This is a genomic window from Paramagnetospirillum sp. (genome assembly GCF_058402745.1).
In genome coordinates, this window is sequence record NZ_JBZVFI010000008.1 from 14,741 (window position 1) to 33,138 (window position 18,398).

At 66.1% G+C, this 18,398-nt stretch carries 21 protein-coding genes; 12 read left to right on the forward strand and 9 right to left on the reverse strand.

The genetic code is table 11. The features are described from left to right. Window positions 1–18 precede the first annotated feature (18 nt). The 4 genes from ACV4UZ_RS05880 to ACV4UZ_RS05895 are packed head-to-tail and all read left to right on the forward strand — an operon-like array spanning window position 19 to window position 3,320. The gene (locus tag ACV4UZ_RS05880) at window positions 19–894 is read left to right on the forward strand and encodes a branched-chain amino acid ABC transporter permease (protein WP_491599977.1); all 876 of its coding nucleotides are present in this window, start codon (window positions 19–21) and stop codon (window positions 892–894) included. A 4-nt stretch (window positions 895–898) separates the two neighbouring features. Then, on the forward strand, window positions 899–1,846 hold the full coding sequence (locus tag ACV4UZ_RS05885) for a branched-chain amino acid ABC transporter permease (RefSeq protein WP_491599978.1): 948 nt from the start codon (window positions 899–901) through the stop codon (window positions 1,844–1,846). Further along, complete coding sequence (locus ACV4UZ_RS05890; RefSeq protein WP_491599979.1) at window positions 1,843–2,604, forward strand: ABC transporter ATP-binding protein; 762 nt, start codon at window positions 1,843–1,845, stop codon at window positions 2,602–2,604. Before ACV4UZ_RS05885 ends, ACV4UZ_RS05890 begins: the two co-directional genes overlap by 4 nt. An 11-nt stretch (window positions 2,605–2,615) precedes the next feature. Further along, the gene (locus tag ACV4UZ_RS05895; RefSeq protein WP_491600155.1) at window positions 2,616–3,320 is read left to right on the forward strand and encodes an ABC transporter ATP-binding protein; all 705 of its coding nucleotides are present in this window, start codon (window positions 2,616–2,618) and stop codon (window positions 3,318–3,320) included. A gap of 113 nt (window positions 3,321–3,433) precedes the next feature. On the opposite strand, the gene ACV4UZ_RS05900 is transcribed toward ACV4UZ_RS05895, so the two are convergent. Next, entirely contained in the window at window positions 3,434–3,598 is a 165-nt protein-coding gene (locus ACV4UZ_RS05900) for a hypothetical protein (protein WP_491599980.1), read from the reverse strand. Between the two features lie 305 nt (window positions 3,599–3,903). Between ACV4UZ_RS05900 and ACV4UZ_RS05905 the strand changes: the two genes are divergently transcribed. The 5 genes from ACV4UZ_RS05905 (at window position 3,904) to padI (ending at window position 8,700) form a co-directional block, all read left to right on the forward strand. Continuing rightward, window positions 3,904–4,431, forward strand: a complete 528-nt coding sequence (locus ACV4UZ_RS05905) for a 2-oxoacid:acceptor oxidoreductase family protein (protein ID WP_491599981.1) — start codon at window positions 3,904–3,906, stop codon at window positions 4,429–4,431. After that, on the forward strand, window positions 4,428–4,697 hold the full coding sequence (gene padF, locus ACV4UZ_RS05910) for an NADH-dependent phenylglyoxylate dehydrogenase subunit delta (RefSeq protein WP_491599982.1): 270 nt from the start codon (window positions 4,428–4,430) through the stop codon (window positions 4,695–4,697). Before ACV4UZ_RS05905 ends, padF begins: the two co-directional genes overlap by 4 nt. Window positions 4,698–4,826: 129 nt before the next feature. Next, complete coding sequence (padG, locus tag ACV4UZ_RS05915) at window positions 4,827–6,047, forward strand: NADH-dependent phenylglyoxylate dehydrogenase subunit alpha (RefSeq protein ID WP_491599983.1); 1,221 nt, start codon at window positions 4,827–4,829, stop codon at window positions 6,045–6,047. A 5-nt stretch (window positions 6,048–6,052) separates the two neighbouring features. Beyond that, window positions 6,053–7,288 carry an NADH-dependent phenylglyoxylate dehydrogenase subunit epsilon gene (gene padH, locus ACV4UZ_RS05920; protein WP_491599984.1) on the forward strand — a complete coding sequence of 412 codons (1,236 nt, stop codon included), beginning with the start codon at window positions 6,053–6,055 and terminating at the stop codon, window positions 7,286–7,288. Window positions 7,289–7,290: 2 nt separating this feature from the next. Beyond that, window positions 7,291–8,700 carry an NADH-dependent phenylglyoxylate dehydrogenase subunit beta gene (gene padI / locus ACV4UZ_RS05925; RefSeq protein WP_491599985.1) on the forward strand — a complete coding sequence of 470 codons (1,410 nt, stop codon included), beginning with the start codon at window positions 7,291–7,293 and terminating at the stop codon, window positions 8,698–8,700. Between the two features lie 40 nt (window positions 8,701–8,740). Here padI and ACV4UZ_RS05930 read toward each other — a convergent pair whose 3' ends face one another. Beyond that, window positions 8,741–9,616 carry a radical SAM protein gene (locus ACV4UZ_RS05930; protein WP_491599986.1) on the reverse strand — a complete coding sequence of 292 codons (876 nt, stop codon included), beginning with the start codon at window positions 9,614–9,616 and terminating at the stop codon, window positions 8,741–8,743. Further along, a complete protein-coding gene (gor, locus tag ACV4UZ_RS05935) occupies window positions 9,609–10,976 on the reverse strand; it encodes a glutathione-disulfide reductase (RefSeq protein WP_491599987.1) in 1,368 nt (455 codons plus the stop codon). Before gor ends, ACV4UZ_RS05930 begins: the two co-directional genes overlap by 8 nt. 95 nt (window positions 10,977–11,071) lie before the next feature. Here gor and ACV4UZ_RS05940 point away from each other — a divergent pair, with 95 nt between their 5' ends. Beyond that, window positions 11,072–12,331, forward strand: a complete 1,260-nt coding sequence (locus ACV4UZ_RS05940) for an MFS transporter (protein WP_491599988.1) — start codon at window positions 11,072–11,074, stop codon at window positions 12,329–12,331. A 63-nt stretch (window positions 12,332–12,394) separates the two neighbouring features. Here ACV4UZ_RS05940 and ACV4UZ_RS05945 read toward each other — a convergent pair whose 3' ends face one another. From ACV4UZ_RS05945 to ACV4UZ_RS05965, 5 genes are all read right to left on the reverse strand, one after another. Further along, the gene (locus ACV4UZ_RS05945) at window positions 12,395–13,387 is read right to left on the reverse strand and encodes an IS481 family transposase (RefSeq protein ID WP_491599989.1); all 993 of its coding nucleotides are present in this window, start codon (window positions 13,385–13,387) and stop codon (window positions 12,395–12,397) included. 134 nt (window positions 13,388–13,521) lie between these two features. Further along, entirely contained in the window at window positions 13,522–14,004 is a 483-nt protein-coding gene (gene bfr, locus ACV4UZ_RS05950; protein ID WP_491599990.1) for a bacterioferritin, read from the reverse strand. After that, window positions 14,001–14,492, reverse strand: a complete 492-nt coding sequence (gene bfr, locus ACV4UZ_RS05955) for a bacterioferritin (protein ID WP_491599991.1) — start codon at window positions 14,490–14,492, stop codon at window positions 14,001–14,003. Before bfr (ACV4UZ_RS05955) ends, bfr (ACV4UZ_RS05950) begins: the two co-directional genes overlap by 4 nt. Before the next feature lie 95 nt (window positions 14,493–14,587). Then, window positions 14,588–14,992 (reverse strand): Fur family transcriptional regulator, encoded by a 405-nt coding sequence (locus tag ACV4UZ_RS05960; RefSeq protein ID WP_491599992.1) that lies wholly within the window; start codon window positions 14,990–14,992, stop codon window positions 14,588–14,590. Between the two features lie 74 nt (window positions 14,993–15,066). Further along, complete coding sequence (locus tag ACV4UZ_RS05965; protein ID WP_491599993.1) at window positions 15,067–16,044, reverse strand: bile acid:sodium symporter family protein; 978 nt, start codon at window positions 16,042–16,044, stop codon at window positions 15,067–15,069. A gap of 98 nt (window positions 16,045–16,142) precedes the next feature. Here ACV4UZ_RS05965 and ACV4UZ_RS05970 point away from each other — a divergent pair, with 98 nt between their 5' ends. Beyond that, complete coding sequence (locus ACV4UZ_RS05970) at window positions 16,143–16,601, forward strand: hypothetical protein (RefSeq protein WP_491599994.1); 459 nt, start codon at window positions 16,143–16,145, stop codon at window positions 16,599–16,601. Here the strand turns inward: ACV4UZ_RS05970 and ACV4UZ_RS05975 are convergent, their stop codons facing one another. Continuing rightward, entirely contained in the window at window positions 16,602–16,868 is a 267-nt protein-coding gene (locus ACV4UZ_RS05975; protein ID WP_068435911.1) for an FtsB family cell division protein, read from the reverse strand. It abuts the gene before it with no gap. A 229-nt stretch (window positions 16,869–17,097) separates the two neighbouring features. Between ACV4UZ_RS05975 and ACV4UZ_RS05980 the strand changes: the two genes are divergently transcribed. Further along, window positions 17,098–18,309 (forward strand): CaiB/BaiF CoA transferase family protein, encoded by a 1,212-nt coding sequence (locus ACV4UZ_RS05980; RefSeq protein ID WP_491599995.1) that lies wholly within the window; start codon window positions 17,098–17,100, stop codon window positions 18,307–18,309. Window positions 18,310–18,398 lie beyond the last annotated feature (89 nt).

Here is an 18,398-nt window from a genome sequence, read left to right on the forward strand (position 1 = left end):
CTGAGAGTTGGGGGAGCCATGTTCGCCGCATTTCTGCAGTATCTGTTTTCCGGGTTGACGTCGGGCGCCATCTACGCGCTGGCCGGCCTCGGGTTCGCCATCATCTACAACGCCAGCCACGTGATCAACTTCGCCCAGGGCGAGTTCATCATGATCGGCGGCATGGCGACGGCCACCATGGTGGCCGCCGGCGTGCCGATCTATCTGGCCATTCCGCTCGCCATGGCCGCCGCCATGCTGGTGGGCGTCGCCATGGAGAAATTCGCGGTCGAACCGGCGCGCAACGCCGACGTGGTCACCATCATCATCATCACCATCGGTGCCTCCATCTTCCTCAGGGGCGCCGCCCAGATCATCTGGGACAAGGAATTCCACTCCCTGCCGGCCTTCTCGGGCGAGACGCCCATCGCCGTGCTGGGCGCCACCCTGATGCCCCAGAGCCTGTGGGTGTTCGGCATCTCGACGGTGGCCATCGCCCTGCTGTGGTACTTCTTCAACCGCACCATGTTCGGCAAGGCCATGCTGGGCACCTCGCACAACCGCCTGGCCGCCCAGCTGGTGGGCGTGGCGGTGAAGAAGGTGCTGCTGGCCAGCTTCGCCCTGTCGGCCCTCTTGGGCGCGGTGGGCGGCATCGTGGTCACCCCCATCACCTTCACCAATTACGAGGCGGGCATCATGCTGGGGCTCAAGGGCTTCTCGGCGGCGGTGCTGGGCGGCCTGGGCAACGGCACCGGGGCCATCGTCGGCGGCCTGATCGTCGGCATCGCCGAGGCCATGGCGTCGGGCTATCTGTCGTCGGCCTACAAGGACGCCATCGCCTTCATCATCATTCTCTTCGTTCTGTTCTTCATGCCCAGCGGCCTGTTCGGCAAGCGCGGCACGGATCGGGTGTGACGCCATGAACCTCATGACCGCAAGAACCGGAGGGCTGGCGGCCCTGGCGATCGTCGTCACCGTCGCCCCCGTCGGGTTCTCCAACAGCTACTTCTACGACGTCGGCGTCAACGCCATGTTCAATGCCATCGTCTGCGTCGGGCTGAACCTGCTGATCGGCTATGCCGGCCAGATCAGCCTGGGGCATGCCGGCTTCTTCGCGCTGGGCGCCTATGGCAGCGGCATCCTGACCGAGAAGTACGGCGTGCCGGCCATCGCCGCCCTGACCCTGTCGGCGGCGGTGGTGGGGGTGCTGGCCTTCTTGGTGGCGCGGCCGATCCTCAAGCTCAAGGGCCACTACCTGGCCATGGCGACGCTGGGCATCGGCATCATCATCCACATCGTCCTGAAGACCGAGGCCGGCATCACCGGCGGTCCCGACGGCATGAGCCTGGGCAACTTCAAGATGCTGGGCTTCACCATCAAGGGCGACCAGATGTGGTACTGGGTGACCGGCGCGCTGCTGATCTTCGCGGTGTGGCTGTCCTTGAACCTGATCGAATCGCCGGTGGGCCGGGCGCTGCGCGCCGTCCACGGCTCCGAGGTGGGGGCCGAGGTGGTCGGCGTCGACACCTCCAGCTACAAGGTCCTGGTCTTCGTGGTCTCGGCGGTGTTCGCCTCGGTGGTCGGCTCGCTGTTCGCCCACAAGAACGGCTTCATCACCCCCGACATCGGCAGCTTCTTCGGCTCGGTGCATCTGGTCACCATGGTGGTGCTGGGCGGCATGGCGTCGGTTTACGGCGCGGTGGTGGGCGCGGTGATCCTCACCCTGCTGCCGCAGCTGCTGGCGGTGGTCGAGCAGTACGAGGCCATGATCCTGGGCGTCATCATGATGGGCACCATGATCTTCATGCCCAAGGGGCTGCTGCCCAGCCTGATGATCATGCTCAAGAGCAGGAGGGCCGCGCAATGAGCCTGCTCAAGGTCGAAAAGCTCTCCAAGGAATTCGGCGGCGTCCATGCGGTCGAGGACCTGACCTTCACGGTGGAGGCGGGCCACATCCACTCCATCATCGGCCCCAACGGCGCCGGCAAGACCACCCTGTTCAACCTGATCACCGGGGTCTACACCCCCAGCTCGGGCCGGGTGCTGTTCCAGGACCGGCTGGTGTCGGGCATGAAGCCCTACGAGCTGGCGGCTCTCGGCATGAGCCGCACGTTCCAGAACCTGCAGATCTTCTTCAACATGCAGGCCATCGAGAACGTCATGGTCGGCCATCACCTGCATCTGGACCGCCGGTTCCTGCCCTCGCTGCTGCGCCTGCCCAAGATCAAGCGCCGCGACCGCGAATGCCGCGACTACTGCGCCGGGCTGATGGAGTTCGTCGGCCTGGCCAAGTACGTGGACGCCGACGCCGCTTCCATGCCCTACGGCGCGCTGAAGCGGCTGGAAATCGCCCGGGCGCTGGCCGCCCAGCCCAAGATGCTGCTGCTCGACGAGCCGGCGGCGGGGCTGAACGCCACCGAAAGCCGCGAAATCGACGAGGTCATCAAGAAGGTGGCGGCGTCGGGGATCACGGTGGTCCTGGTGGAACACGACATGAAGATGGTGATGGGCATCTCCGACCAGATCACGGCGCTCGATTACGGACGCAAGCTGGCCGAGGGCACTCCGGCCGAAGTCCGCGCCAATCCGGAAGTGGTCAGCGCCTATCTCGGCACGCACGGGTGATGAACATGGGTATGCTGCTCGAAATCTCCAATCTCACCAGCCATTACGGCCGCATCCAGGCCCTGAAGGGTATCGACGTCCAGGTTGCCGAGGGCGAGCTGGTGGCCCTGGTGGGCGCCAACGGCGCCGGCAAGACCACGCTTTTGCGCTGCATCTCGGGGGTCCAGACGGTGACCGGCGGGACCATCAAGTTCGCCGGCCAGGACATCACCAGGATGGCTCCGGAAAAGCGGGTGGGCCTCGGCATCTGCCAGTCGCCCGAAGGCCGCCAGGTGTTCGGTCCCATGTCGGTGGAGGACAATCTGCGCCTCGGCGCCTATCGCCGCCAGGGCCCGGACGTCAAGGCCGACATGGACCGCATGTACGAGATGTTCCCCATCCTGCACAAGAAGCGGGACCTGCCGGCCGGGACGCTGTCGGGCGGCCAGCAGCAGATGCTGGCCATCGCCCGGGCGCTGATGGGCAATCCCCGCGTCCTGCTGCTCGACGAGCCGTCCATGGGACTGGCGCCGCTGCTGGTGGCGGAAATCTTCCGCACCATCCAGGCGCTGAAGGATCAGGGAACCACCATCTTCCTGGTGGAGCAGAACGCCTATGCCGCCCTGGCCATCGCCGATCGCGGCTATGTGCTGGAGACCGGCTCGGTGGTCCTGACCGATCAGGGCTCGCGTCTGCTCAACGACGACAAGGTGAAGGAAGCCTATCTGGGACTGTAAGACGTTGTCATGCTGAGCGGCAGCGAAGCATCTTTCAGCCCGGGCGCTCGCCGTTCCGGTCTGAAGATCCTTCGGCTGCGCCTCAGGATGACAGGATCAGCATTTAATCGCCGTCAGCGTCCGCTGGCGGCGATTTGCTTATGGGCGGGGCCCAGGTCGTAGAGGCCGACGGCCGGCGAGAACAGCACCGCGATGGCCAGGGCGCCCAGGCCGACAATGCCGAGCGCGATCCAGTTGCGCATGTTGGATTCGTTCGAGCTGATCGTTGATTCATACATGATTACAGGTCTCTACGTAATTACGCCTACCCTAAGGAGGTATCGGATTATCCTGAAGGAGTAGCTACCCCATTTCGGGCCGGAAAATCCACAAAAATCGCCGCGGCACGGACAGGGGCGCCCCGTGCGGATTTTGCGCTGCAACGTGATACGAAACTTGCTTTTATCATCCGAAATCTGTAATAGGTAATGAAATACCGAATTAACCGGCCGCCAAGTGCCGGTAATCGCTTAGAGGTCTACGGGAGGATCGGGAAACCATGCATGAAGTGCGACTTCATGGCCGTGGCGGACAGGGTGCCGTCTTGGCTTCCGCCATTCTTGCCGCCGCCTTGGTGGAGGAAGGGCGACACGTCATGGCCATTCCCGCCTTCGGCTTCGAACGCCGCGGCGCGCCGGTGGTGGCGTTTCTCCGACTGTCCGATACGGTGATCCGCCGTGTCACGAACATCTACTCCCCCGACATCGTGGTGGTGATCGATCCCACGGTGGCCCGGGCGGTGGACGTGTTCGCCGGCATGCCCAAGGGTGGGACGCTGATCATGGCCACGGGCAAGCAGCCGGGCGACATCGAGGTGCCGGCCATGGTCAACCGGGTGGCGACCTGCAACGCCATCCACATCGCCATGGACATCTTCAAGCGGCAGATCACCAACACTATCATGCTGGGCGCCTTCGCCAAGGCCACCGGACTGGTGAGCGTGGACTCGCTGGAGAAGGCGCTGGAAGAGGCCCATTTCCGCGATGCCGGCCTCAAGCAGAACATCGAGGCGGTGCGGCGCGGCTATGCCGAGACCGCCGTGCTGGAGTTGGCCAAGGAGAAGGTGGCATGAGCCTCCGCAACGTTCCCGACAACATGTGCCCCATCGCCACCGAGTACACCACCATGCTCACCGGCGACTGGCGGGCGCTGCGTCCGATGGTCGATCGCGACCGCTGCGTCAAGTGCGCCACCTGCTGGCTGTACTGCCCGGTGCAGTGCGTGGTCGAGAAGGCGGCGTGGTTCGACTTCAACTACGACTACTGCAAGGGCTGCGGCATTTGCGCCGAGGAATGCCCGCACCGCGCCATCAGGATGGTTGAAGAGGCGGAGGGCTGACATGAGCGAGGCGAAGCCGAAGCGCGGGCGCGTTGAGCGCCCCGGAGCGACACCGGAGCAAAGCGAAGGTGGGAAGCGGAGGAGCCAAGGGCACGGAGGTGCCCGCCCGGCGTCTGAGGGGCAAAAGCCATGAACAAGGTTTCGACCGGCAAGGTCATCGTCTGCGACGGTAACGAGGCGGCGGCCTGGGGCGCCTGCCTGTCGCGGCCCGACATGGTGGCCGTCTATCCCATCACGCCGCAAAGCTCGCTGGTGGAATATCTGGCCCAGTTCATCGCCGACGGCCGCATGGACGCCGATCTGATGGACGTGGAGGGCGAGCACACCGTGCTCTCCGTGCTGCACGGCGCCGTGCTGGCCGGGGCCAGGACCTATTCCGCCACGTCGGCGCAAGGGTTGGCCTTCATGTTCGAGCCCTATTTCCGCACCCCGGGCCTGCGCCTGCCCATGGTGGTGTCGCTGGTCACCCGCGACGCCGTGTCGCCCACCTGCGTGTGGGGCGGCCAGCAGGACGCCATGACGGTCAAGGAAGTGGGCTGGATCCACATGTACTGCGAGACCCAGCAGGAAATCCTCGACACCATCCCCATCGCCTACAAGGTGGCCGAGCATCCCGACGTGATGCTGCCCGTCAACGTCAACCACGATGGCAATTACCTGTCCTACGGCGTGGCGCGGGTGGAACTGCCCGAGCAGTCGGTGGTGGATGCCTTCCTGGGGGAGAAGCAGGTCAACTGGCACGCCTGCCTGGACCCCGAGCGCCCCATGGCGGTGGACCCGCTGACCGGGGGCGCCGGCGGTATCGGGCCTTCCATGTTCGTCAAGTACAGGAAGGGCCTGTGCTCGGGCATGCAGACCGCGCTGCAGGTGATCGAGGACGCCCACGCGGATTGGGGCAAGCGCACGGGGCGCTACTGGTCGCCCCTGATCGAGGAATACCGCATGGAGGACGCCGAGGTGGCGCTGGTCACCATCGGTTCCATGACGGGCGCCGCCAAGGACGCGGTGGACGAGGCGCGCCTGGACGGCAAGAAGGTCGGGCTGGTCAAGATCAAGACCTTCCGCCCGTTCCCCGCCGCCCGCATCGCCCAGGCGCTGTCCAAGGTCAAGGCCATCGGCGTGGTCGATCGCTCGGTCAATTTCGGCTGGAACTGCGGCCCGGCCTTCCAGGAGGTGCTGGCGGCGCTCTACGCCCACCAGACCGCCCGCATCCCCATGATGAGCTTCATCGGCGGACTGGCCGGAGCCGACATCACCGTCGAGCATTTCGCCCAAGTGGTGCGGCGCACCTTCCGTCTGGCCGGGGGCGAAGCCGCCGCCGGTCCCGTGTGGCTGAACGAGAACGATTGAGGTCGATGATGCCCGAGGCCAAATACCTTCTCGTCGGCTCCAGCCACGCGGCGCTGGAAGCCTTGCGCGCCATCCGTCTGGTCGATCCCGACGGCTCCATGGCCATGCTGACCCGGGATGGGCGGCTGCCCTATTCGCCGACCATCCTGCCCTACGTGGTGTCGGGACGTTCGGCCCCGGACAAGGTGCTGCTGCGCGATCCGGCCTTCTTCGCGGCCAACAACTGCGCCTACGTCCCCAATGCCCGGGCCGTGTCGCTCGACCCCAAGACCAAGGCGGTCACCCTGGACGGTGGCGAGGTCTGGCGCTACCAGACCCTGCTGATCGCCACCGGCGCCGCCCCGGCCATTCCGCCGGTCAAGGGGCTGGACTCCGTGCGCTACCACGTGCTGCGCACCCTGGCCGACGCCGAGGGCCTGCGCTCCGCCATGGGCTCGGCCAGGTCGGCGGTGGTTCTGGGCGCCGGTCTGGTGGGCCTGCATGCCGCCGAGAATCTGGCCGAGGCCGGCCTTTCGGTGACGGTGGTGGAGATGCAGGACCACGTCCTGCCCGGCTATTTCGACGCCAAGGCCAGCACCCGCATCGAGGACGCCTTCACCAGGCACGGCGTGGAGCTGAAGCTGCGCCGCCGGGTCACCGAGGTGGCACCTGGCAAGGTGACGCTCGACGACGGCAACACGCTCGCGGCCGACCTGCTGCTGGTCGCCACCGGCGTGCGCCCCGTGACCGACTGGCTGGAAGGCTCGGGCGTCACCATCGACAAGGGCGTCCTGGTGGACGAGGCCATGCGCACCAACATCGACGGAATCTGGGCGGCGGGCGACGTGGCCCAGGCCACCGACTTCGCGACCGGCGGCAAGGCGCTGATCGGCATCATTCCCACGGCGGTGGAGCAGGGCAAGATCGCCGGCCAGGGCATGGCCGGGGATTCCTACCGCAAGGATTACGCCGGCGGCTTGCCGGTCAACACCTACCGCTTCTTCGGCCGGGTGGCGCTGTCCATCGGCCGGGCCGCCGCCACCGACGGCGTCGAGGCGGTGGAGACCGACGGAGCCGCCTATCGCCGGCTGGTGCTCGAGGACAACCGGCTGGTGGGCTATGCCAGCGTCGACGAGCCCTTCGACGTGGGCATCATGGGTGAGCTGATCCGCCGCCGGGTGGATCTGAGCGGATGCAAGGACGCCTTCCTGGCCCGGCCGGTGGAAACCGGACGGCGCCTGATGAGCGAGCAGTGGAGGTAAGGATGGGCGCGGCATTCGACAGCATCAGCTTCAAGGCCTCGCTCTGCGACGGCTGCGGCGACTGCATGACGGCCTGTTCCACGGCCAAGCAGGGCGCTTCCAGGATCTCCATCGTGCCCGGCGCCAAGGCCGGGACATTCGAGACCGCCATCTGCCGCCAGTGCGGCGATCCCAAATGCGTCCAGGTCTGCCCCTCGGGCGCGCTGGACAAGGATGGGGGCAACGGCGTCGTGGGCTGGGACGCGTCCAAATGCGTGGACTGCCTGCTGTGCACGGCGGGCTGCGCCTATGGCGGCATCGCGGTGGACGAGAGCGTGGCCCGCGTCGCCAAGTGCGACCAGTGCGACGGCGACCCGGCCTGCGTCAAGGTCTGCCCCACCGGCGCGCTGGAGTTCCGCAAGGCGGGCACCATCTTCAATCAGTACGGCGACAAGGAAGACCTGTTCGTCCCCGGCCTGTCGGGCTGCCAGGGCTGCAATTCCGAGCTGATCATGCGCCACGCCATGCGCAAGATCGGCCGCAACTCGGTGCTGGCCACCCCGCCCGGCTGCATTCCCGGCATGGGATCGGTGGGCTATAACGGCAAGACCGGCACCAAGGTGCCGGTGTTCCATCCGCTGCTGACCAACACCGCCTCCATGCTGTCGGGCATCCGCCGCTATTACGACCGCATCGGGCGCAAGGACATCGTGGTGATGGCCCTGGCCGGCGACGGCGGCACGTCCGATTGCGGCTTCCACGCCGTGTCGGGTGCCGCCGAGCGCGGCGAGAAGGTGCTGTATGTCTGCGTCGACAACGAAGGCTACATGAACACCGGCATGCAGCGGTCGGGCACCACGCCCTACGGCTCGTGGACCTCGACCACCCCGGTGGGCGAGCACATGAAGGGCAAGACCCAGGACGCCAAGAACCTGCCGCTGATCATGACGGCGCATAAGTGCCGCTACGTGGCGACGGCGTCCACCGGCTACATGGAGGACCTCTACGAGAAGCTGGACCGCGCCGTCGAGGCGTCGTTCGAGGGCTTCGCGTATCTGCACATCTACTCGCCGTGCCCCACCGGCTGGCGCGTTCCCTCGTCCAAGGTGATCGAAGCCTGCCGCATGAGCGTGGACAGCAACTTCAATCCCCTGTGGGAATACACCAACACCACCGGGCTGCGCTTCACCCATTCGCCGGACAATGCCTATCCGGTGTCTGAATACGTCAGGATGATCGGCAAGTACCGTCATCTGACCCCCGACCAGCTCGCCCACATCCAGGCCAAGGTGGACGAGCAGGTTGCGCTGCTCAAACTGATGGCGGCGGAGTCCCCTCCGCCTCACGCGGCGCACAGGGCTCCGGCCGGATCCTCCACCCCGGCCGGAGCCGAACTGTCCCAGCCCACAAGGCGGGAAATCGCGAGAAACTGATGTTCCGCTCCCCGCTTCGGCGGGGAGTTTTTTTGCCCGGCTAGAACCCCCGAATCCATCGGGGCCGCACGCCGGAGCCCCCCGTCAGGGCGGCGTCGATGCGGGCCAGCAGCTTGTCCCTGTCCCGGGGCAGGTTGCCGGCCAGGGCGAGCGCGTTGCTGGCGTGGTTGGAGCGGAAGATCACCGGGGCGGGCGGGTCTAGGCGGTCGAGCAGGCGACGCAGTTCCACCAGCACGCCGTGATCGTCCTGCCACTGGAACGCCTCGCCGAAGCGCTCGAAGAAGCGGGGCGCCACGTTGGTTTCCAGCCCCAGCTGCAGGGTGGAGAGATAGACCGGCGGCGCCCGGTTGACCAGATCGGCGGTCTCGTCCATATGCGCCTCCCAGCCGGTCTTGCCGCCCAGGCCCAGGATCACCGTGGCCGAAACCTTGAGCCCGCATTGGCGGGCCTTGGCCAGCGCCCCTTCCATCTGCCGGGCCGAGCCCTTGGCGATGCGCTTCAACAGCGCGTCCGAGCCGGTCTCGATGCCGAGATAGACCAGCCCCAGCCGCTTGGACTTCAGCAGCGCGATGTCCTCGGGGCTCTTGCCCAGGATGTCGAAGGGGGTGGCGTAGGCGGAAATGCGCTGCAGGGCCGGAAGGCGCAGGGCCAGATGGTCGCAGATGGCCGCCAGGGTCGCGGTGGGCAGACAATAGGCGTCTCCGTCGGCCAGGAACACCCGGTGGGCGTCGGGCCACTGGCGCGCCGCCTCGTCGATGTCGGCGAAGACCTCGTCCAGGCTCCGGGCCCGGTATTCCTTGGTCTTGTACATGGAGCAGAAGCTGCACTGGTTGTAGCGGCAGCCCAGCGTCGCCTGGATGATCAGGTTGTCGCCTTCCGACGGCGGACGCCACAGGGGAAAGTCGTAGTCAAGCACGGCCGTTCTCCGCCCTTTTTTCCCGCATGGTGACGAATTCCTCCGCCGCCGTGGGGTGAAGGCCCACGGTGGCGTCGAACTGGGCCTTGGTGGCGCCGCATTTCAGCGCCACGGCGAAGCCCTGGACGATTTCCGGCGCGTCGGCGCCCACCATGTGCAGGCCCAGCACCCGGTCGGTGGCGCGGTCCACCACCAGTTTCATCATCGTGCGTTCCTCGCGGCCGGCCAGGATGTTGCGCATGGGCTTGAAGCGGGTGAGATAGACGTCAAGGGCGCCATAGCGCCTGGTCGCTTCCGCCTCGGTCAGCCCCACCGTGCCCACCGGCGGCAGGGAGAACACCGCGGACGGGATGTTGTCGTAATCCATGGCGGTGGTCTGGCCGAGAAAGGCGGTGCGCACGAAGGCCATGGCCTCGTTGATGGCCACCGGCGTAAGGTTGACCCGGTCGGTGACGTCGCCCACCGCCCAGATGTTGCGCACCGAGGTGCGCGACAGGCGGTCCACCATGACGGCGCCCTTGGAATTGAGCACCACCCCCGCCTGCTCCAGGCCCAGCCCCTCGGTATTGGGCCGCCGGCCGGTGGCGTACATCACCAGATCGGCTTCGATGGTCTGGCCATCCGAAAGCTCGACACCATAGCCGTGGCCGTGCCGCGCGATGCTCCTCACCTGGGTGGTGGCGCGCAGTTCGATGCCCTTCCTCACCATCTCCTCGGCCAGGATGGCGCGGATGTCGGCATCGAAGCCGCGCAGCAGGGTGTCGCCGCGCAGCACCAGGGTGACGCCGCTCCCCAGCGCGTTGAAGATGCCGGCGAATTCCACCGCGATATAGCCGCCGCCGACGATCACCACCCTTTCCGGCAGCTGCATCAGGTCCAGCGCCTCGTTGGAGGTCACCGCGTGCTCGATGCCCGGCACGTCGGGCAGAGCGGGTCGGCCGCCGGTGGCCACCAGGATGGTCTCGGCGGTGTAGACCTTGAGCCCCACCTGCACGGTATGGGCGTCGAGCAGATAGCCCTTGCCCTCCACCACCGTGACGCCGGACTCCTTCAGCAGGCGCATGTAGACGCCTTCCAGGCGCTGCAATTCCTCGTTCTTGGCCGAGACGAGGCGCGCCCAGTCGAAATCGGCGCCCTCCAGGCTCCAGCCGAAGCCCAGCGAATCGGTCAGGTCCTCGGCGAACTTGGCGCCCATGACCAGCAGCTTCTTGGGCACGCAGCCGCGCATGACGCAGGTGCCGCCCACCCGGCTGCTTTCCACCACCGCCACCTTGCGCCCCGCCTGCGCCGCCATGCGGCAGGCCCGCACGCCGCCGGAACCGGCGCCCAGGGTGATCAGGTCGAAATCATAGGCGGCCATGGGACGTCCCCGGTTTGCGGTGCGGTATCGCATTCAACTTGGCATGCCGGAACGGCCGTGCCAAGGTGCCAGGAGATTGGTTGACCTGGACAACAATGTCGAAAAACTCTGAACACCCGCTGGTCCGCCGCCTGCCCTTCCATTACGGCTGGGCCATCGTCGCCGCCGGCTGTCTCGGCCTGTTCGCCTGTCTGGGCATGGGACGCTTCGCGCTGGGCATGCTGCTGCCCTCCATGGGCGCCTCGCTGGACCTGTCGCGCTCCGAGATGGGCGCCATCTCCACCGCCAATTTCATCGGCTACCTGTCGGCCGTCACCCTGGGTGGCCGCATGGTGGCGCTTTTGGGCGCGCGGCGCACCGTGGCGGCGGGGCTGGTGCTGGTGGCGCTGTCCATGATGGCGGTGTCCTACGCCCAGAGCTTTTCCCAGGTCCTGGTTCTCTACGCCCTGACCGGCTTCGGCAGCGGCGGCAGCAACGTGCCCATCATGGGCCTGATCGCCCACTGGTTCGGCCGCCGGGTCCGAGGCCGCGCCGCCGGCTTCGCGGTGATCGGATCGGGCTTCGCCATCATGGTGGCGGGCGCCCTGGTCCCCGCCATCAACGCCGCCCAGGGCGCCGAGGGCTGGCGCCTGTCCTGGCTGGTCATCAGCCTGATCGTCCTGGGGGCCGCCCTGGTGGACTGGCTGGTGATCCGCAATCACCCCTCCGAACTGGGCCTGGGGCCGGTGGCCGGAAAAGGCGCGCCCGGGGAGGATGTCGCCGCCCCCTCCTGCGCGGCGGCCATTCCGCCCGGGGCCAAGCGCCGCATCCTGGCCCATCTGGGGCTGGTCTACGCCGCCTTCGGTTTCAGCTACGTCATCTACGCCACCTTCATCGTCACCGCCCTGGTGCGCGAGCGCGGCTTTCCCGAATCCACCGCAGGCATCTTCTGGTCGTGGATCGGATTGCTCTCCCTGGCCTCGGGGCCGGTGTTCGGCAGCCTGTCCGACCGGCTGGGCCGCCGCGCCGGGCTGATGATGGTGTTCGGCTTCCAGGCCTGCGCCTATGCCCTGGTGGCCGCGCCGTTGCCCGAGCCCTTCCTCTACGCCTCGATCCTGCTTTACGGGCTGGCGCTGTGGGCGGTGCCGTCCATCATGGCGGCGGCGGTGGGCGATTATCTCGGCCCGGAGCAGGCGGCGGCCTCGTTCGGGACCATCACCATGGTCTTCGCGCTGGGCCAGATCGTCGGCCCGGCCATCGCCGGCTGGATGGCCGACGCCTGGGGCGGCTTTTCCGGCGCCTTCGTCATGGCGGCGGCGGTGGCGGGGCTGGGCCTGGCCGGTTCGGCCTTCCTGCCCAGCCCTAAAAGGCATTGAGCCCTCTCCTGAAAGCAATTGAACCACGAAGGCACAGAGGCACGAAGGTAAGGAGAAGACATTTTAGATGTTTAGTCCCGGCATTTGATGGATCGGGTCAAGCTTGAATCGCTTTGGCTCTGTTGTCCAGATTTTGCAGATGTATTCGTATGGTGTGAGGCCCTTGAGGGTCTTGAGGCGCTTGGCGAAGTTGTAGGCCAACACAAAGTCATCGAGGTGGGCGCGAAGCTGAGCGTGGTTGTCGTAGAAGAACCGCTTCACGGTCGCTTCCTTGATGGTGCGGTTCATGCGCTCGACCTGCCCGTTGGTCCAAGGATGCTTGGGCTTGGTCAGGCGATGGTCGATGTCGTTCTGGGCGCAGGCAAACTCGAAAGCATGGGCGCGGAACCGCTCGCCCCGTTGCATCGCCAGCTTGATGTCAGATGCTGCCGAGGCCTTGTTTCCTGGGGTCGTGAAGTGGGTGCCGTTATCGGTCAACACGGTGTGGATCGTGTAGGGCACCGCCTGGATCAAGGCCCGCAGGAAGTCAGCGGAGATACGTGTCGTCGCCTTCTCATGCAACTGGATAAACGCGAACTTGCTGGTGCGGTCTATGGCGACAAACAGGTAAAGCTTGCCTTCGGCGGTCCGCACCTCGGCAATGTCGATGTGGAAATAGCCGATGGGATAGGCCTTGAACTTCTTCTTGGCCGGTTTGTCACCCTCAGTCTCCGGCAGACGGCTGATGCCGTGGCGCTGCAAGCAACGATGCAAAGCAGAGCGGGTCAGGTGCGGGATCGTCGCCTGTAAGGCGTACAGGCAATCGTCCAACGGCAACAAGGTATGGCGGCGGAAGGCCACGATGATGGCCTCCTCCTCGATGCTCAGCACCGTGGATTTGGCTTCCTTCGGCCCCGTCGGCAGATCGCTGACGGATCGGCGCTTCTTCCACTTGGCAACCGTTTTGGGGTTGATCCCGTAACGCTTGGCAAGGGCCCTCAGGCTCTCTTGACTATCTTGTATTGCTCGACGGACTGCCTCTGTCGTCGTGGCGCTGCCGTGTAGAACCTGGCCCATAGTGCCTCCTTCCACTCCGTGGACAAGAATGCACCATCAAATGCCGGGACTAAACATCTAATTCTCTTCTTCGTGCTCCTTCGTGCCTTCCCGCCTTCGTGGTGAAATGATACCGGGCATGGCCAGCGGCCCGGTCACCCCCCGGCCAGTTCGCCCATGGCCGATTGCAGGTAATTGGGCAGGCCCATGGAGGCGATCAGGCCCTGCTGGTTCTCCAGCCAGTCGATGGCCTCCTCCGCCTCTTCGAGGATTTCCGCCAGTTCGTGGCGGGTGACGAAGTCCTGCTTGTCCTCGGCCAGGGCGATGGCGGCGACCAGGGCGGTGCGCTCCTTGACCATCATGGCCAGATCGTTGGCGATGATCTCGGGCACGTCCTCGCCGATATAGAGCTTGCCCAGGTCCTGCAGGTTGGGCAGCCCTTCCAGGAACAGGATACGCTCGATGACCTCGTCGGCGTGCTTCATCTCCTCGATGGACAGCTTGTAGACGGCCTTGCCCAGGTCCTTCAGCCCCCAGTTCTTCAGCATGCGGGCATGCAGGAAGAACTGGTTGATGGCGGTGAGCTGGACCTTGAGCACCTCGTTCAGCGCCTTGTTGACGGCCTTGTCGCCCTTCATGACGCGCCTCCCGCCAGATCGCCCGCCGCCGATTGCAGATAGTTCTGCAGGCCCAGCCGGGCGATGAGGCCCACCTGCTGCTCCAGCCAGTGGGTGTGGTCTTCCTCGGTGTCGGACAGCAGTTCGCGCAGGATGGCGCGGGTCTCGAAATCCTGCTCCTTCTCGGCCAGCGCGATGGCGGCCTTCAACTCGCCCACCACCATGATCTCGTAGGCGAGATCGTTCCTGAGCATCTCCTCGACGTCCTTGCCGATGGCCAGCTTGCCGCGCTTGCCCACGTCGGGGGTGCCTTCCAGGAACAGGATGCGGTGGATCAGCTTGTCGGCGTGCTCCAGCTCTTCCTCGCGCTCATGGGCGATGCGCTCGTAGAGGCGGTGAAAGCCCCAGTTGGCCATCATCCGCGAATGGGCGAAATACTGGTCGGCGGCGGTCAGCTCGGCCGTCAGCAGTTTGTTGAGACAATCGATGACCTTCTTACTGCCCTGCATGGCAATACCCTCCTTCAAATCATGGGAGGGATGATGGGGAGCCTTCATCGGCTTATCAAGTTTTTTCCTTTAAAATCAACAAGATCGCTATACATCTAAGACTTATTCGCGGGTCTGATGCGGACCAGGATGTCCACGCCGTCGACCTCGTAGCCGGGCGGCGGCGGCGGCAGGTGGTCCAGGGCGGGCTGGCGCCCGGCGATGTCGCTCAGCCGCCCGGTGGACAGGTCGAGGAAATGATGGTGGCCCGCAGGGCTGGTGCTGAACCACGTCCGCTCCCCCAGGTCGATGCGGCGGACCAGCCCTGCCTTGGCGAACTGATTCAGGATGTTGTAGGTGGTGGCCAGGGACAGCCGCAACCCCATCTCCGCCGCCAAGCGGTGGGCCTCGTCGGCCGAGACGTTGCCGGCCCGCAGGGTCTCGAGCACCTCCAGCATGCCGCGCCGCTGGCGGGTCGGCCGCAATCCGGCGTCACGGAGAATGGTATCGGAGGACGTCATGGGCCGTTATGCAACTGCGAGTGAGTTGCATTAATTAGCCCGAATATCCCTTCCCGGCAAGGGACTTTTTCCGGTCACGCCTCGTCCTGCCACCGGCGGGCGATGATGCCGGCGGCGATCAGCTGGATCAGGTGGTAAAGGATGGTCGGCGCGATGATCAGGCCCAGGACGGGCGAGGCGCCGAACATGATCTTGGCCATGGGCACCCCGGTGGCCAGGGACTTCTTGGTGCCGCAGAACACGCCGGCGATGGCATCCTCGCGGCTGAAGCCCAGCACCCGGCAGGCCAGACGCAGCAGCAGGAAGACGAAGGCGAACAGCAGGGCCGCGCCGCCCAGGGCCTGGGCCACGAAGCCGCCCCCCTGGCCGTTCCACACCCCTTCGGCCACCGAATCCGAGAAGGAGTTGAAGACGATCAGCAGAATGGTCAGGCGGTCGAGGGATTTCAGCCACTTCATGTTGCGCTCGACCCAGCCCCGCGCCCAGGGCCGCAGCAGCTGTCCCAGCACGATGGGCAGCAGGACCAGCAGGACGATCTTGAGCAGCACCCGGCCCAGGTCCAGCGAGGCGCCGCCGGACGACAGGTACCAGTTCACCCATAGCGGGGTCAGCACCACGCCCAGCAGGCTGGACAGGGTGGCGTTGAAGATGGCGCCCGCCACGTTGCCGCGCGCGATGGAGGTCATGGCCACCGACGACGAGATGGCGGACGGCAGCGCCGCCAGGAAGAAGAAGCCCAGCATCAGATCGGGGGCGACCCGCCCGCCCAGCGCCAGGGCCGCGCCCCAGGCCAGGGCGGGAAACAACAGGAAGGTGGAGACCTGGACCAGCAGATGCAGACGCCAGTTGACCAGACCGGCCTTCATGCGCTCGGGCGGCAGCGTCAGGCCGTAGAGCAGGAAGACCAGCGCCACGCCGTAGACGGCGACGGCCTCCATGTGCAGATGGCCGCCGCTCCGGCCGAAATCGGGCAGCACCCAGGCCAGCCCCACCATGGAGACCAGCCCCAGCAGGAAGGCGTCGACACCGAAACGGGCGAGAAGCTTGAACACACCTGACCTCGAAGCACCGGAATCACGGCCGCGACACTACTCCAACCGCCCCCCCCGATGTCATCGACATTTGCTCCCCGCTCTGGCATGAGGGGGGCATGCGCGGATTGCTGTTGACCATCATGGCCGTCCTGGCCCTGCCCCTTCCCCCGGCCCGGGCCGAGACCCCGAACGGCGACCGCATCTTCGTGGAATTCGCCTACGACCCCAGCACGCCGGAACTGGCCGCCGCCGAGAAATGGGGCCGCGCCCACTTCGCCAGGGCCAAGGCGGCCGGCCGGCCCATACGCCTCAGCGTCGCCCGCTCGCGCGGCACCACCCTGATCAGCCTGGAATCGGTGGCCATCTGCGACCGGGTCAAGGCCTGCCCGCTGCTGGTGTTCCGCGACCTGACGGCGCGCCCCATCCTGGAAACCACGTCGTTCCAGAACGTGCTGATCGAATACCGGGGCCAGGAGATCTTCCTGGTCATCCGCCTGTGGGAGAACGTCTCGGAATGCCGGATCACCGGCATGGGGCGGGCGAAATGCAGGACCGTGCCGAGGAACAGCGGCTGATCAGCGCCGCTTGTCGAACACCACCACCTCGCCCTCGCGCCCCATGTTCAGCATGATGCGCGCCCGCTCTTCCAGCATGTCGGGGTCGAGGTGGTCGGGCCGCAACAGCTGGACCCGGTGCTCCATCTCGGTTCGCTCGGACGCCACCCGCGACAGATGCATCTCGGCTTCCAGGATTTCCGCCTGCAGCCGGAAATAGGCCAGCACGCCGCGATCACCTTCAACGGTGTGGTAGGTGAAATAGGCCACGGCGCCAAGCCCGATCATCGGCCCGACGACGCGACGACAGCGGCTGAGAAGTTCCTGCAACATGAAGGGGATGGAATCACATGCTGATTCATTGCGTCAACACATGCATTCACACCACGTTCACTTTTCCATCAGGTGAGTCACTGGTGTTGCATAAATGACTCACTCCTTCCAAGGTTATGTGACGGCACTCACATTCGCCCGGCCTTTTCCGCCGCCGCCCCAGCCCTTTGCAAGGACCCGCCCCATGACCGGACCTTTGTCCCATCTTCGCGTTCTCGACCTCAGCCGGGTGCTGGCCGGCCCCTGGGCGGGCCAGCTGCTGGCCGACATGGGGGCCGAGGTGATCAAGGTGGAACGCCCGGGCGAAGGCGACGACACCAGGGGCTGGGGACCGCCCTTCCTCAGGGATGCCGAGGGCAAGGACACCGGCGAGGCGGCCTATTTCCTGGCGGCCAACCGGGGCAAGCGCTCGGTGACCATCGACTTCACCCGCCCCGAGGGGCAGGATCTGGTGCGGCGTCTGGCCGCCAAGGCCGACGTGGTGCTGGAGAACTTCAAGGTGGGCGGACTGGCCAAGTACGGCCTGGACTACCCCGCGCTGAAGGCGGTGAAGCCCGATCTGGTCTATTGCTCCATCACCGGCTTCGGCCAGGACGGCCCCTACGCCCAGCGGGCCGGCTACGATTTCCTGATCCAGGGCATGGGCGGGCTGATGAGCCTGACCGGCGAGCCCGACGGCCAGCCCATGAAGGTGGGAGTGGCGCTGACCGACATCTTCACCGGCATGTATGCCGGCTTCGCCGTGCTCGCCGCCCTGGCCAGGCGCGACCGCACCGGCGAGGGCAGCCATATCGACCTGGCGCTGCTCGACGTGCAGGTGGCGGTCCTGGCCAATCAGGCGGCCAATTATCTGGTCGGCGGAAACATCCCTAAGCGCCTGGGCAACGCCCACCCCAATATCGTGCCCTATCAGGCGTTTCCCACCGCCGACGGCCACATCATCCTGGCGGTGGGCAATGACGGCCAGTTCCGCCGGTTCTGCGACGTCGCCGGGCGGCCCGAGCTTGGCACCGATCCCCGCTACGCCACCAATGCCGAGCGGGTGAGGAACCGGGGCGAGCTGGTGCCGATCCTGGAAGGGCTGCTGGCGTCGCGCCCGTCGTCCGACTGGATCACGGCCCTGGAGGCGGCCGGGGTGCCCTGCGGCCCCATCAACGATCTGGCCGGCGTGTTCGCCGATGCCCAGGTGACCCATCGCGGCATGAAGACCCGTGTCGGGCACCCCCTGGCCGGCGGCATCGATCTGGTGGCCAATCCCATCCGCTTCGACGGCGCCCAGGCGGTCGCCGATCGCGCCCCGCCATTGCTGGGAGCGGACACCGCCGAGGTGCTGGCCGGCTGGCTGGATCTGGACCAGGAGGCATTGGCGGGACTCGTCAGGGCCGGGGTCGTGTGACCCCATCCGCCGTGGGGGCACTTTCGGATATCCACATGTGGACCTAGCCGTTGGTATGTGTTTTGCTGACGCCATGACCGTGACGGGAG